This window comes from Pseudomonas sp. NPDC087346 (assembly GCF_044744235.1).
In the GTDB taxonomy this organism is placed as follows: domain Bacteria; phylum Pseudomonadota; class Gammaproteobacteria; order Pseudomonadales; family Pseudomonadaceae; genus Aquipseudomonas.
Map to the genome: position 1 here is coordinate 25,224 of NZ_JBIUXX010000034.1, position 13,725 is coordinate 38,948.

A 13,725-nucleotide genomic window follows, 5' to 3' on the forward strand; every position below is an offset into this window, starting at 1 on the left:
GAAATGCGGCTGTCGCGAACGTTCTGCTCCATGCCCCACTCGGCGATGAAGCCGTGGCCGCCATAGATCTGCACGCCGTGGTTGGCGGATTCAAAACCGACTTCGGTCATGAACGCTTTGGCGATTGGAGTCATGAAAGCCAGCAGTGCGTCGGCTTTCTTCTTCTCTTCTTCGTCCACGCCGTATTTGACGATGTCGACCTGTTTGGCGGTGAAGTACACCATCGCACGGTTGCCTTCGGCGAAGGCCTTCATGGTCAACAGCATGCGGCGCACGTCTGGGTGCACGATGATCGGGTCAGCGGCTTTTTCCGGCGCTTTCGGGCCAGTCAGGGAACGCATTTGCAGACGGTCACGAGCGTATTTCAGGCCACCCTGGAAACCGATTTCGGCGTGGGCCAGGCCTTGCAGCGCGGTACCCAGACGAGCGGTGTTCATGAAGGTGAACATGCAGTTCAGGCCTTTGTTGGCCGGGCCGATCAGGAAACCGGTCGCGCCGTCAAAGTTCATCACGCAAGTGGCGTTGCCGTGGATGCCCATCTTGTGTTCCAGCGAACCGCAGGTCACAGCGTTGCGTGCACCGATGGTGCCATCAGCATTCGGCATGAACTTTGGAACGATAAACAGGGAGATGCCTTTGGTGCCAGCCGGTGCATCCGGCAGGCGGGCCAGTACGATGTGGACGATGTTGTCGGCCATGTCGTGTTCACCGGCCGAGATGAAGATCTTGGTGCCGGAGACTTTGTAGGAACCGTCAGCCTGAGGTTCAGCCTTGGTGCGCAGCATGCCCAGGTCGGTGCCGCAGTGCGGTTCGGTCAAGCACATGGTGCCGGTCCATTCGCCGGAAACCAGTTTGGTCAGGTAGGCGTCCTGCTGCTCAGGGGTGCCGTGCTCGGAGATGGTGTTCATCGCGCCGTGCGACAGGCCCGGGTACATGCCCCACGACCAGTTGGCCTCGCCAACCATTTCGCTGACAGCCAGACCCAGCGACTCAGGCAGACCCTGACCACCGTGCTCGACGTCGTGCGCCAGGCTCGGCCAGCCGCCTTCGACGAATTGCTTGTAAGCCTCTTTGAAGCCAGTCGGGGTTTTCACGCCGGTCTCGCTCCAGGTGCAACCTTCGATGTCGCCCACACGGTTCAGCGGAGCCAGTACCTGCTCACAAAACTTGGCGCCTTCTTCGAGAATGGCGTCAACCATGTCCGGAGTTGCGTCTGCGCAAGCCGGAAGGCTCTGATAGTGCGCTTCGTAGCCGAGCAGTTCGTCACGAACGAAGCGAATATCACGCATGGGGGCCTTGTTTTCAGGCATAGCGATAAACCTCTGCTGATGTAACCGGGAATGAACGACCGCGTTGATTTGTTGTGACGGTCAAACAGTTGTTTGAAACATACGTTTACGCCGAAATCTTGTCAAGCGTCGATCTTTTGCCGTTCGTCATCACGGTTTCCAAACGCCGGGCACGACAGAACGCCATGCGCTCGACCGAGCCACGGGCAATCAAACAAAGATTAGTTGAGAGAGAAGGACTTACAACGAAAAACGCCGCGAACAGGCGCGGCGTTAGCGATACATGAAATGCTGCAAATCAGGCAAAGGTATCGATGATCGTACCAAGCACTTCATCGGATGCCTTGGCGACTTTGGCGCCCAGCTCTACCTGGAACTTGCCCTGAGCCATCTGCACCATATCACTGCCCAGATCCATTTGCTGGCTGCGATCCACACCACGCAGACGATCGATCTGCGCTTCCGAAGACTGGCTGGTGACCGAACGCTCAATGGTGTTGTTAGCGATCTGGCTGGCGGCCTGATCGACACGGTTCTGCCCGGTCTGAATCGTGCTCAAACCCGCATAAAAAGCTGTGTTACCGGAGATTTCCATGGGAGCTCTCGTCCTTGGGAAGGATCAATAGAAGCCATTGAACCAGAGGCGTCAGAAAAACACCCGTCAAAAACACTAATGGCACAGTGCCTGCTCATAGGCAAAATCAGTCGAGCAGATCCAATTGCAGATGTTCCGCCACCGCCTCGGCACTGATTGACTTGAGTTTCGGTACCCGACCAAGACACGGCGCGGGAATCCGCTCGGCCAGCGTCGCCAGGTTTTCCTCCAGCCGTGAGGTCTTCGGATCAATGATATTCGCCACCCAGCCCGCCAGTTGCAGACCATCGCGAGCAATCGCCTCGGCCGTCAGCAGCGCATGACTGATACAACCCAATCGCACGCCAACCACCAGAATCACCGGCAGCTTCAAGGCGATAGCCAAATCGGAAAGATTGTCCTGATCCGCCAACGGCACACGCCAGCCGCCCGCGCCCTCGATCAGGGTGAAATCGGCATTCATCGCGAGAATCGTGCGCATCGGCGCCAGCAGCGATTGCACCGTCAGCGCCACGCCAGCCTCGCGCGCCGCCAGATGCGGGGCGATGGCCGGTTCGAACGCCACCGGATTGACCTGTTGATAAGTCAGCGGCAATGAACACTCAGCCAACAGCGCCAATGCGTCGCTGTTGCGCAAACCCTTGGTGGTCACCTCGCAACCGGAGGCCACCGGTTTGCCCGCCGCCGTACTCAATCCCGCCGAGCGCGCCGCATGCAGCAATCCGGCAGCCACGGTGGTCTTGCCGACGTCGGTGTCAGTTCCGGTGATGAAATAGGCTGCGCTCATAAGGGTTTCTCCAACACGGCGTAGACCACTCGATAAGTCGCCGGCAATCCCGACGCCTCACGGAACTGCTCGTAAGCATCCACCAGACCGAGAATCCGCGCCCGCCCGGTCAAACCGCCGGGCCTGCCCGGATTCAGATTATGCGCGCCGAGCGCCTTCAGTTCGTGGGTCAAACTGCGCACATCCGGGTAATGCAGCACATGCGGCTGGTTTTCCAGACTGACGGTGCGCAAACCGCTGGCCGCGCACAGCTGCTCGTAACGAGCGAACTCGCGGAAGCGGTTGACGTGCACCAGGCCATCGACCTGCCGCCAGCTATCGCGCAATTCGTACAGCGTTCCTACACAAAGACTAGCAAACGCGAAAATCCCCCCCGGTTTCAGCACACGAAAGGCTTCGCTGAGCACCGAATCGAAATCCGCGCACCACTGCACCGCAAGGCTGGAGAAGATCAGATCACAGCTGGAATCCTGCAACGGCAACCGCTCGGCATCACCGGCGATGAAATGCTGAGCACCACCCAACGGACGGGCGTGATTGAGCATGCCTTCAGCAATATCCAGCGCCAGCCCGTTGCTTGCGTCGAAACGTTCGGCCAGCGCCCGAGTGAAATAACCAGTGCCGCAGCCCAGATCCAGCCAACGCGCCGGAACAAAGTCTGCCGGCAAACGCTGCAACAGCTGCGAACCGACATCGCGCTGCAACTCAGCCACGCTGTCGTAGCTGGCCGCTGCACGGGAAAAAGACGCCGCCACCTGACGTTTGTCAGGCAAGCCACCGGGCAACGCCGCTAGAGATAAATCAGTCATCACCGCACTCATGTAAAAACGCCTGGATCGCACCCGCCACTCCGTGGGGGTCCTCCAGCAGAAACGCATGGCTGGCCTGTTCGATCAGGCCAATTTCGACATCCGGCAACAACGCGAACAACTCCCCCGCTGCCTCGGCGGGCACCAGACCGTCCTGTCCGGCGAACAGATGCAACTGCGGGCCGCGAAACGCCTGCACAGCTGCGCGAGTGTCTATCTGCGCCAGCAATTCCAGACCCGACATCAACGCTGCGGGCGAAGCAGTCGGCGCCGCGTTCAGCAACAGCCGCGACAAGCCACGCGGGTCCTGAGCGCCTTGTGCGCACAGCAGCGAGAAACGTTTGAGGGTGGTTTTCGGATCAGCAGCGCAACCGGCGAGAAACGCATCAAAGGTCTCGGCCGGCATCGCGCTCGGCCACTGTTCGTGGGCAACAAAAGAAGGATTACTCGCCAGCGTCAGCAGACCGCAGCAATGCTCACCCCGACGCGCCGCCAGTTCAGAAGCGAGCATGCCACCCAGCGACCAGCCGCCAAGCCAGACATCCTGAGGAATTCGCTCATCGAGTTCGTCGAGCCAGTTTTGCAGGTCGCCGGAATCGAGTTCCGGCAGCGGCTCGATCTCGACATGCAGATGTTCGTCGAGTCCCTGCAATGCGGCGGCCAACGGTTCCAGCGGCGAAATGCCGAGGCCCCAACCGGGCAGCAGGATCAGTCGGTTACGCATGGCTTGGCTCCGACGACAGTTGGGCAAAGCAATCGGCCAGTCCCTCTAACAATAGCTGCACCTGCGCCTCGCTGTGGGCGGCGGTCAGCGTCACCCGCAGCCGCGCACTGCCAGCGGGCACGGTGGGCGGGCGGATCGCGGTGACCATCAAGCCGCGCTCGCGCAGCATCTGCGACAAGCGCACCGCACGGCCGGCATCGCCAATCATGATCGGCTGAATCGGGGTGAAGCTGTCCATCAGTTCCAAGCCGATCTGTTCGGCGCCATGGCGGAACTGGCGGATCAACGTTTGCAAATGTTCACGCCGCCAATGCTCGCTGCGCAGCAGTTCAAGGCTTTTCAGCGTCGCACAGGCCAGCGCCGGCGGCTGGCTGGTGGTGTAAATGTATGGGCGAGCGAACTGGATCAGACTTTCGATCAGCTCTTCACTGCCAGTGACGAACGCACCAGCAGTGCCGAACGCTTTGCCGAGGGTGCCGACCAACACCGGCACATCGTCCTGACTCAAACCGAAATGCTCGACGATTCCGCCACCGTTGGCGCCCAGCGGCCCAAAGCCGTGAGCATCGTCGACCATCAGCCACGCACCTTTGGCCTTGGCTTCGCGAGCCAGCGCCGGCAGGTCGGCGATATCGCCGTCCATGCTGAACACGCCATCGGTGACCACCAGCGTGTTGCCGGTGGCTTTCTCCAGGCGCTTGGCCAGACTCACGGCGTCGTTGTGCAGATAGCGATTGAAGCGCGCCCCGGACAACAAACCGGCATCCAGCAGCGAGGCATGATTGAGCCGATCTTCGAGCACCGTGTCGCCCTGCCCGACCAGCGCCGTGACGGCGCCAAGATTGGCCATGTAACCGGTGGTGAACAGCAACGCGCGCGGACGACCGGTCAGGTCAGCCAAGGCTTCTTCCAGCGCGTGATGCGGGGTGCTGTGGCCGATCACCAGATGCGACGCACCGCCGCCAACGCCCCAGCGCTCGGCACCAGCGCGCCAGGCTTCGATCACCTGCGGGTGATTGGCCAGGCCTAAATAGTCGTTGTTGCAGAACGCCAATAATGGCTGACCATCGACCACCACTTGTGGCCCTTGTGGGGTTTCAAGCAGCGGGCGCTGGCGATAGAGATTTTCGGCACGACGGGCGGCAAGGCGTGCGGCGAGATCGAAAGACATGCAGGCCTCGGCTTTCAAGTGACACAGATCCCTTGTAGGAGTGAGCCTGCTCGCGATGACGTCGTGTCAGTCAACATAGATGTTGAATGTCAGACAGCTATCGCGAGCAGGCTCACTCCTACAGGTTTTTTGCATTTCAGACGGCGATCACACCGCAGCGTTATAGAACTGCTCGGTGCTCTTCTGCTCAACCAGCGCCTGTTCGATCGCGGCCTGGTGAACTTCGTCCGAATGCTCTTCGCGAGCTTCCGGCTGAATGCCCAGGCGTGCGAACAATTGCATGTCCTTGTCAGCCTGCGGGTTGGCGGTGGTCAGCAGTTTGTCGCCGTAGAAAATCGAGTTGGCACCGGCGAAGAACGCCAGGGCCTGCATCTGTTCGTTCATCGCTTCGCGGCCGGCGGACAGGCGCACGTGGGATTGCGGCATCAGGATGCGTGCCACGGCGAGCATGCGGATGAAATCGAACGGGTCGATGTCTTCGGCGTTTTCCAGCGGCGTACCGGCAACCTTCACCAGCATGTTGATCGGCACCGACTCCGGATGCTCTGGCAGGTTGGCCAACTGGATCAGCAGATTGGCGCGGTCATCGAGCGACTCGCCCATACCGAGGATGCCACCGGAGCAGATCTTCATCCCCGACTCACGCACGTAGGCCAGCGTCTGCAAGCGTTCGCTGTAAGTGCGGGTGGTGATGATGCTGCCGTAGAACTCCGGCGAGGTGTCGAGGTTGTGGTTGTAGTAGTCGAGGCCGGCCTTGGCCAGCGCTTCGGTCTGGTCCTGATCGAGGCGACCGAGGGTCATGCAGGTTTCCAGACCCAGCGCCTTCACGCCTTCGACCATCTGCAGCACGTACGGCATGTCTTTGGCCGATGGATGCTTCCACGCCGCGCCCATACAGAAACGCGTCGAGCCGATGGACTTGGCGCGGGCAGCCTCTTCGAGGACCTTCTGCACTTCCATCAGCTTTTCTTTTTCCAGACCGGTGTTGTAGTGACCGGACTGCGGACAGTACTTGCAATCTTCCGGGCAGGCGCCCGTCTTGATCGACAGCAGCGTGGAAACCTGAACCCGGTTGGCGTTGAAATGCGCGCGGTGCACCGTCTGCGCCTGGAACAGCAAGTCGTTGAAAGGCTGTACGAACAGAGCTTTGACTTCGGCCAAAGACCAGTCGTGACGCAGGGTGGCAGTGGTGCTCGCGCTCATGGGTGTTTCCTTGGTTATGCTTGGCTGGCGGCTGCGGGAACGGAATACCCACAGACGCGACACGGATGTTCGGCATATTTAAGGAAGAGCAATGCGCTGTCAACCACAGTACGAAGGCCAGGTTTACATCTGTTTAAAAAACGTACAACTCTGTTTGTTATGCAATGAGCCCGCAGATGCTCAAACGCCGCTGTGTATGGCCTGCGAAACCGACCTGCCCTGGCTGGGTGATCAATGCCTGACTTGCGCGCTACCGCTACTCGCGCCCGGCATGACTTGCGGTGGTTGCCTGCATGAGCCGCCGGCTTTCGAACAGGTTGCCGTGCCGTGGGTTTACGGGTTTCCGGTGGACAGTTTGATCACTCGCTTCAAACATAGCGCCAATTGGCCGTTTGGCCACCTGCTCGCCGAAGTTCTCGGGCAATTCCTGCAACATCGCTTCGAAGAAGACTTGCCACGCCCACATGCGTTATTGCCGGTGCCGCTCGCCACCAAGCGATTGCGCCAGCGCGGTTTCAATCAGGCCAGCATGCTGGCGCGCTGGTTAGGTCAACACCTCGATCTGCCCTGCGAAGAGAATCTGCTGCAACGAATTCTCGATACCAGCGCCCAGCAGGACCTCGACGCCAAGGCGCGCCAACTCAATCTGCGCAATGCTTTTGTGCTCACACCCGACGCGCAAGTAGCAGGCCGACATCTGGCGTTGGTCGATGATGTGCTGACCACTGGAGCCACCGCTCAGGCACTGGCGCGACTGTTAATCGACGCAGGCGCCGCAAGGGTCGATGTCTATTGCCTGGCACGCACGCCAAAACCGGGTACTTGAGCAAACCACTATCCCTGTAGGAGTGAGCCTGCTCGCGATAGCGGACTGACATTCAACGATGATCTCGTCTGACATGACGCCATCGCGAGCAGGCTCACTCCTGCAAGGGGATTAGCGTCGGGCTTGACTCTCGGGTCCCGAGCCGCCAACTTCAACCCCCATCGTCACAGCACAAAGCGCTCATCTATGTCCCTGCCAACCCTGTTGTCCCAGCACATCGTCCGTCGCCCGCAGCGCATCGCCCTGCTGCAACACATCGCCGAACAGGGCTCGATCACCCGCGCCGCGAAAAGCGCCGGCCTGAGTTACAAAGCGGCATGGGATGCCATTGATGAGCTGAACAACCTCGCGCAGAAACCGCTGGTGGAACGCGCGGTCGGCGGCAAGGGTGGCGGTGGCGCCAAACTGTCCAGCGAAGGCGAACGTGTCCTGCGTCTTTATCAAAAACTGCAAGCCTTGCAGGCACAAGTGCTGGAGGCCGCCGAAGATGCCAGCGACCTCGACTTGCTTGGCCGCTTGATGCTGCGCACCAGCGCCCGCAATCAGTTGCACGGCAAAGTCGTGGCAATCGAGAGCCAGGGGCGCAATGACCTGATTCGCCTGGAACTGGCCGAAGGGCTATGGATCGACGCGCAGATCACTCACGACAGCACCGTGCATCTGGAACTGCACGCGGGCACCGAAGTGGTGGCGCTGATCAAGGCCGGCTGGCTCGAACTGCTGTCCAGCGAGCAACCTGCAACATCCGGTCACAATCTTCTAAACGGCACCATCGAGGCGATTCTCGATGCCGAGGACGGCCCCAGCGAAGTTCGCATCGCCCTGCCCAATGGCCAGACCCTCTGCGCCCTGGCTGAGCCGCTGCACTTGCGCACCCATGGCCTGAGTGTCGAGCAACCGGTCCGCGTGCAGTTCTCCCCTTCCAATGTGCTGATCGGCACACCGCTCTAGCTCGGCGCCCTGCAACAAAAGCGTCATCGACCCTCATTAAGGTGGCTGCAAAAACCATGCAGGGAGCCTGAGATGAGCCTGTTAGAAGAAAACCAATCCACCGATCTGGAAAAAATGGTCGGCCTTAGCCGGCGCGGTTTCATCAGCGCCGGCGCCCTGTGCGGCGCAGCGATGTTCCTCGGCGGTAGCCTGTTGAGCCGCAGTGCGCTGGCCACCGGTGTCAGCGCCGGCAACAGCCGCCTGCTCGGCTTCGACAGCATTGCCGCCGCGACCACCGACGTCATCAGTCTGCCCAAGGGCTACAAGTCTTCGGTACTGATCAGTTGGGGCCAGCCGCTGCAAAAAAACGGCCCGGCCTTCGACCCGAGCGGCAATGGCACCGCCGCCGCACAGGAAGTGCAGTTCGGCGATAACAACGACGGCATGAGCCTGTTCGCCTTTCCCGACGACAAGAACCGCGCGTTGATGGCGATCAACAACGAATACACCAACTACCGCTACCTCTACCCGCACGGCGGCATGCCGCAATCGGCCGAAGACGTGCGCAAGGCGCTGGCCTGCGAAGGCGTTTCAGTGATCGAAGTGCAGCGCAAGAACGGCCAGTGGCAGTTCGTTCAGGGCTCGCGCTACAACCGCCGTATCCACGGCAACTCGCCGCTGCGCATCAGCGGCCCGGCCGCCGGTCACGAGCTGATGAAAACCAGCGCCGACAAGCGTGGCAAGAAAGTCCTCGGCACCTTCCAGAACTGCGCCAACGGCATGACGCCGTGGGGCACGTACCTGACCTGCGAAGAGAACTTCACCGATTGCTTCGGTAGCAGCAACGCGCAACAACAATTCGACCCGGCGCAGAAGCGCTACGGCGCATCGGTTACCAGCCGGGAAATCAACTGGCACCCGTTCGACCCACGCTTCGATCTGGCCAAGAACCCCAACGAACTCAACCGTCACGGCTGGGTGGTCGAGATCGACCCGTTCGATCCGCAATCGACCCCGGTCAAACGCACCGCGCTGGGCCGCTTCAAGCATGAGAACGCCGCACTCGCCGAAACCGACGATGGGCGCGCCGTGGTGTACATGGGGGACGATGAGCGTGGCGAGTTTATCTACAAATTCGTCAGCCGCGAGCGCATCAACCACCGCAACCCGAAAGCCAATCGCGACATCCTCGATCACGGCACTTTGTACGTGGCCAAGTTCGATGCCGGCGACGGCAACCCGGATCACCCGAAAGGCCAGGGCCAGTGGATCGAATTGACCCACGGCAAAAACGGCATCGACGCCAGCAGCGGTTTTGCCGATCAGGCCGAAGTGCTGATCCACGCACGACTGGCCGCCAGCGTCGTCGGCGCCACGCGCATGGACCGCCCGGAGTGGATTGTCGTCAGTCCGAAGGACGGCCAGGTCTATTGCACCCTGACCAACAACGCCAAGCGCGGTGAAGACGGTCAACCAGTGGGTGGCCCGAACCCTCGCGAGAAGAACGTCTACGGGCAGATCCTGCGCTGGCGCACCGACCGCGACGATCACGCGGAGAAAACTTTCGCCTGGGATCTGTTTGTGGTCGCCGGCAACCCGAGCGTGCATGCCGGCACGCCGAAGGGCGGATCGAAGAACATCACCCCGCAGAACATGTTCAACAGCCCGGATGGCCTAGGCTTCGACAAGGCCGGGCGTCTGTGGATTCTGACTGACGGCGATTCGAGCAATGCCGGGGACTTCGCCGGCATGGGCAATAACCAGATGCTTTGCGCCGATCCGGCGACGGGTGAAATTCGCCGGTTCATGGTCGGGCCGATTGGTTGCGAGGTGACCGGGATCAGCTTCTCGCCGGATCAGAAAACCCTGTTCGTCGGGATTCAGCATCCGGGCGAAAACGGTGGTTCGACCTTCCCCGAGCATCTGCCGAACGGCAAGCCGCGCTCGTCGGTGATGGCGATTACTCGTGAGGACGGCGGGATCGTCGGCGCCTGACAGGCCCTCATCGCTGGCAAGCCAGCTCCCACAGGTTTTGCGCAGGACCCTGTGGGAGCTGGCTTGCCAGCGATGGCGTCAGCACAGACAACTCTCACCTCAAAGCCTACAGTCTGCGCTACCATGCCGGGCCGGACGCGGCAGCCTGCTGCGCGCAGGAGTCAGCATGGCCCACCCGTTTGAAACCCTCACCCCAGACCTCGTACTCGATGCTGTCGAAAGCATCGGCTTCTTGAGCGATGCGCGCATTCTGGCGCTCAACAGCTACGAAAACCGTGTCTATCAGGTTGGCATCGAAGACTCCGAACCGCTGATCGCCAAATTCTATCGTCCGCAACGCTGGACCAACGAAGCCATCCTCGAAGAACACAAGTTCACCTTCGAACTGGCTGACGTAGAAATCCCGGTGGTTGCGCCATTGATCCACAACGGCGAAACCCTGCACGAACATGCCGGTTTCCGCTTCACTCTATTTCCCCGTCGTGGTGGCCGTGCGCCGGAGCCGGGCAATCTCGATCAGCTGTATCGCCTCGGCCAGTTGCTCGGGCGGATTCATGCGGTCGGCGCGACCAAGCCGTTCGAACACCGTGAAGCCCTCGCCGTGCAGAACTTCGGCCACGCCTCGCTGAACACCCTGCTCGAAGGCAACTTCATTCCCAAGAGCCTGCTGCCGGCTTACGAGTCCGTGGCCCGCGATCTGCTCAAGCGTGTCGAAGACGCCTACGCCGCCACGCCGCATCAGAACATCCGCATGCACGGCGACTGCCACCCCGGCAACATGATGTGCCGTGACGAGATGTTCCACATCGTCGACCTCGACGACTGCCGCATGGGCCCGGCAGTGCAGGACATCTGGATGATGCTGGCCGGCGACCGTCAGGAATGCCTCGGGCAACTGTCGGAATTGATGGATGGCTACAACGAATTCCATGATTTCGATCCGCGTGAACTGGCACTGATCGAACCGCTGCGCGCCTTGCGCCTGATGCACTACAGCGCCTGGCTTGCTCGGCGCTGGGATGACCCGGCGTTCCCGCACAGTTTTCCGTGGTTCGGCACTGAACGCTATTGGGGCGATCAGGTACTGGCGCTGCGTGAGCAACTCTCGGCACTCCAGGAACAACCGCTGAAGTTATTCTGATTCACCACAAACCTTGTGGGAGCTAGCCTGCTAGCGAAAGCGGACTGACATTCAACATCGCGTTGACTGAACCAGCGCAATCGCTAGCAGGCTAGCTCCCACATTGGATCTGTGTTCACAATTTTCTGACTAATCAGCTCGGACATCCGCCGACAAATCTCCTTACAATCCCTCCTTTGCCAGCTGCCCACGCAAGGATTCTGCATGCAAGCCGCCAACCCGCGTCGCGGGTACATTCTGGGCCTGACCGCCTACATCATCTGGGGCCTGTTCCCGATCTACTTCAAAGCCATTGCCGAGGTTCCGGCAGTCGAAATCATCATCCACCGGGTGCTCTGGTCGGCGCTTTTCGGCGCGTTGCTGCTGATGGTCTGGAAACATCCGGGCTGGTTGCGCGAATTGCTCGACAACCCCAAGCGTCTGGCAATTCTGGCATTGAGCGGCACACTGATCGCAGCCAACTGGCTGACCTATGTGTGGTCGGTGAATAACGGACGGATGCTCGAAGCGAGCCTCGGTTACTACATCAACCCGCTGGTCAACGTGTTGCTGGGGATGCTGATTCTTGGCGAACGCTTGCGCCGCATGCAGTGGGTCGCGGTCGGGCTGGCGGCAGTCGGTGTGGCGCAGCAGGTGTGGCAGGTCGGCAGTCTGCCGTGGGTGTCGCTGGTGCTGGCGCTGACCTTTGGCTTCTACGGGTTGATCCGCAAACAGGCGCCGGTCAAGGCGTTGCCGGGATTGGTAGTGGAAACCTGGATGCTGGTGCCGATTGCCATTGCCTGGTTGCTGTTCAATCAGACCGCAACCAGCGCTCAACCCGAGTTCTGGACGACTTCTCAAGCCTGGTGGCTGATCGCGGCCGGCCCGGTAACGTTGGTGCCGCTGGTGTGCTTCAACGCGGCCACGCGCCACTTGCCCTACACCACCATCGGTTTCCTGCAATACATCGCGCCAACGCTGGTGTTGTTGCAGGCAGTGCTGCTGTTCGGTGAGCAGTTGTCATCCAGCACGCTGATAGCGTTCATGTTTATCTGGGCAGGTCTGGCGGTGTACAGCGTCGATGCGTGGATAAGTTTGCGTCGCCGCGCCTGATCAAAAAACGTACTAAGCTTCGCAGGCCACGGTTCTCGTGGCCTGCAACGTTCCTTCCCAAGGTTATCCACAAGCAGGTGCATATAAAAACTGGATAACCTGATCAGGGATCGGTGCGCAGAACCAATTCCACCATCAGATCGTCCGCCAGGGTTTCCAGGCGCGATTGCAAAACGTCCAGCGACAAGGTCAGCGGTACCGCAAGAATCGCCTCGGCGTGAAACAGCGGCTCACTGCTCATCGGCGCCGGTCGTACTTCAGTCACCAGCCGTTCGAGGTTGACACCCTGCTCGCTGAGCAATCGGGTGATGTCGCGCACGATCCCTGGGCGGTCGTTGCCCACCAGCTCCATGGCGATCGGTTTCCAGGTGCAGGACTGTTCGATACCGCTTTCGGCGATCAACACACGAATGCCATGTGCCGACAGCGCCTGTAAGGCATCGACTAATTCGTCGTAAGCCTCCGCTGGCACACCCACCCGAAGAATTCCCGCGAACTGCCCGGCCATCCGTGACATGCGGCTTTCCAGCCAGTTGCCACCGTGCTCGGCGATGCATTGGGCAATGCGCTCGACCTGCCCGGGCTTGTCCGGGGCGAAGACGGTGAGTACGAGATGGTCCATGGCGCAGCCCTCTTGTCATGACTTTTGTTATAGAAGGGCAAGTATAGGCAAGGGACCTGATTCAGCATCCCAACACTTATGGCAACCATTTATGGCCACAGGAAAGGAGGGCCCATAGCAGGCACATAGTATTTATGTGTACAACTTTTGATATTTAGCTGGAACAATCCAATAGTTTTTTGAGAACATCCCGTGCCGCGTCGTGACCGCAATGCGTCATGGGGTCGCAGATCGACGTAATTAGTCTGATTTTCACAAGCGCAATTCATCATGTAGTATGCCGCAGCGCGCACTACATAACGCTGGATCGATGTCTGCCCAAGGCATGTTCGCAACCCTGAAAGCCCCGTCAGCAAGGCCCCAAGCCGTTGATTGGTCCCAACCCAGCCGCCAGAAATGGCATGCACTGGTTGAGGGGTTTGTGGTTTAAATGGCCAGAGGCTTCATTGTCAATTTGAAGAGCTGAAAAGCGAAATAGCTGAGCAGAGTGAGGCAAGCAATGACTGAACACGTTCAAGTCGGTGGCCTGCAGGTCACCGAC

General features: G+C 60.1%; 14 protein-coding genes. 5 read left to right on the forward strand and 9 right to left on the reverse strand.

Annotated elements, in window-relative coordinates; translation table 11 throughout:
* From ACIOZM_RS19675 to bioB, 7 genes are all read right to left on the reverse strand, one after another.
* The coding region (locus ACIOZM_RS19675; RefSeq protein ID WP_401216456.1) for a phenylacyl-CoA dehydrogenase at positions 1-1,310 on the reverse strand (1,310 nt) is incomplete at its 3' end.
* Positions 1,311-1,587: 277 nt separating this feature from the next.
* A complete protein-coding gene (locus ACIOZM_RS19680) occupies positions 1,588-1,884 on the reverse strand; it encodes a pyrroloquinoline quinone biosynthesis protein PqqE (RefSeq protein WP_129395789.1) in 297 nt (98 codons plus the stop codon).
* 106 nt (positions 1,885-1,990) lie between these two features.
* Entirely contained in the window at positions 1,991-2,671 is a 681-nt protein-coding gene (bioD, locus tag ACIOZM_RS19685) for a dethiobiotin synthase (RefSeq protein ID WP_401216457.1), read from the reverse strand.
* Positions 2,668-3,480, reverse strand: coding sequence for a malonyl-ACP O-methyltransferase BioC (gene bioC, locus ACIOZM_RS19690; protein WP_401216458.1), 813 nt, complete (start codon positions 3,478-3,480; stop codon positions 2,668-2,670). The genes bioD and bioC overlap by 4 nt, the downstream gene beginning before the upstream one ends.
* Positions 3,473-4,204: an alpha/beta fold hydrolase gene (locus ACIOZM_RS19695; protein WP_401216459.1), complete on the reverse strand. Its 732-nt coding sequence runs from the start codon at positions 4,202-4,204 to the stop codon at positions 3,473-3,475. The genes bioC and ACIOZM_RS19695 overlap by 8 nt, the downstream gene beginning before the upstream one ends.
* Positions 4,197-5,375, reverse strand: a complete 1,179-nt coding sequence (gene bioF, locus ACIOZM_RS19700) for an 8-amino-7-oxononanoate synthase (RefSeq protein WP_401216460.1) — start codon at positions 5,373-5,375, stop codon at positions 4,197-4,199. Before bioF ends, ACIOZM_RS19695 begins: the two co-directional genes overlap by 8 nt.
* Positions 5,376-5,522: 147 nt before the next feature.
* Positions 5,523-6,578 (reverse strand): biotin synthase BioB, encoded by a 1,056-nt coding sequence (gene bioB, locus ACIOZM_RS19705; protein WP_401216461.1) that lies wholly within the window; start codon positions 6,576-6,578, stop codon positions 5,523-5,525.
* 91 nt (positions 6,579-6,669) lie between these two features.
* On the opposite strand from bioB, the gene ACIOZM_RS19710 reads away from it, so the two are divergent.
* The 5 genes from ACIOZM_RS19710 (at position 6,670) to rarD (ending at position 12,562) form a co-directional block, all read left to right on the forward strand.
* Complete coding sequence (locus ACIOZM_RS19710) at positions 6,670-7,404, forward strand: ComF family protein (RefSeq protein WP_401216462.1); 735 nt, start codon at positions 6,670-6,672, stop codon at positions 7,402-7,404.
* Positions 7,405-7,590: 186 nt separating this feature from the next.
* On the forward strand, positions 7,591-8,355 hold the full coding sequence (locus ACIOZM_RS19715) for a TOBE domain-containing protein (protein ID WP_401216463.1): 765 nt from the start codon (positions 7,591-7,593) through the stop codon (positions 8,353-8,355).
* Positions 8,356-8,427: 72 nt separating this feature from the next.
* Entirely contained in the window at positions 8,428-10,329 is a 1,902-nt protein-coding gene (locus ACIOZM_RS19720) for a PhoX family protein (protein ID WP_401216464.1), read from the forward strand.
* A 166-nt stretch (positions 10,330-10,495) separates the two neighbouring features.
* The gene (locus tag ACIOZM_RS19725; RefSeq protein ID WP_401216465.1) at positions 10,496-11,470 is read left to right on the forward strand and encodes a serine/threonine protein kinase; all 975 of its coding nucleotides are present in this window, start codon (positions 10,496-10,498) and stop codon (positions 11,468-11,470) included.
* Between the two features lie 204 nt (positions 11,471-11,674).
* Positions 11,675-12,562 carry an EamA family transporter RarD gene (gene rarD, locus ACIOZM_RS19730; RefSeq protein ID WP_401216466.1) on the forward strand — a complete coding sequence of 296 codons (888 nt, stop codon included), beginning with the start codon at positions 11,675-11,677 and terminating at the stop codon, positions 12,560-12,562.
* Between the two features lie 103 nt (positions 12,563-12,665).
* On the opposite strand, the gene ACIOZM_RS19735 is transcribed toward rarD, so the two are convergent.
* Entirely contained in the window at positions 12,666-13,184 is a 519-nt protein-coding gene (locus tag ACIOZM_RS19735; protein ID WP_401216467.1) for a glycine cleavage system protein R, read from the reverse strand.
* A gap of 349 nt (positions 13,185-13,533) precedes the next feature.
* The coding region (locus ACIOZM_RS19740; RefSeq protein WP_401216468.1) for a hypothetical protein at positions 13,534-13,725 on the reverse strand (192 nt) is incomplete at its 5' end.

Coding starts and splice junctions, on each gene's coding strand:
- ACIOZM_RS19725 (WP_401216465.1), top strand. CDS start 10,496: ATGGCCCACCCGTTTGAAACCCTCACCCCAGACCTCGTACTCGATGCT.
- ACIOZM_RS19695 (WP_401216459.1), bottom strand. CDS start 4,204: ATGCGTAACCGACTGATCCTGCTGCCCGGTTGGGGCCTCGGCATTTCG.
- ACIOZM_RS19680 (WP_129395789.1), bottom strand. CDS start 1,884: ATGGAAATCTCCGGTAACACAGCTTTTTATGCGGGTTTGAGCACGATT.
- ACIOZM_RS19735 (WP_401216467.1), bottom strand. CDS start 13,184: ATGGACCATCTCGTACTCACCGTCTTCGCCCCGGACAAGCCCGGGCAG.
- bioB (WP_401216461.1), bottom strand. CDS start 6,578: ATGAGCGCGAGCACCACTGCCACCCTGCGTCACGACTGGTCTTTGGCC.
- ACIOZM_RS19720 (WP_401216464.1), top strand. CDS start 8,428: ATGAGCCTGTTAGAAGAAAACCAATCCACCGATCTGGAAAAAATGGTC.
- rarD (WP_401216466.1), top strand. CDS start 11,675: ATGCAAGCCGCCAACCCGCGTCGCGGGTACATTCTGGGCCTGACCGCC.
- bioC (WP_401216458.1), bottom strand. CDS start 3,480: ATGACTGATTTATCTCTAGCGGCGTTGCCCGGTGGCTTGCCTGACAAA.
- bioF (WP_401216460.1), bottom strand. CDS start 5,375: ATGTCTTTCGATCTCGCCGCACGCCTTGCCGCCCGTCGTGCCGAAAAT.
- ACIOZM_RS19710 (WP_401216462.1), top strand. CDS start 6,670: ATGCGCTGTCAACCACAGTACGAAGGCCAGGTTTACATCTGTTTAAAA.
- ACIOZM_RS19715 (WP_401216463.1), top strand. CDS start 7,591: ATGTCCCTGCCAACCCTGTTGTCCCAGCACATCGTCCGTCGCCCGCAG.
- bioD (WP_401216457.1), bottom strand. CDS start 2,671: ATGAGCGCAGCCTATTTCATCACCGGAACTGACACCGACGTCGGCAAG.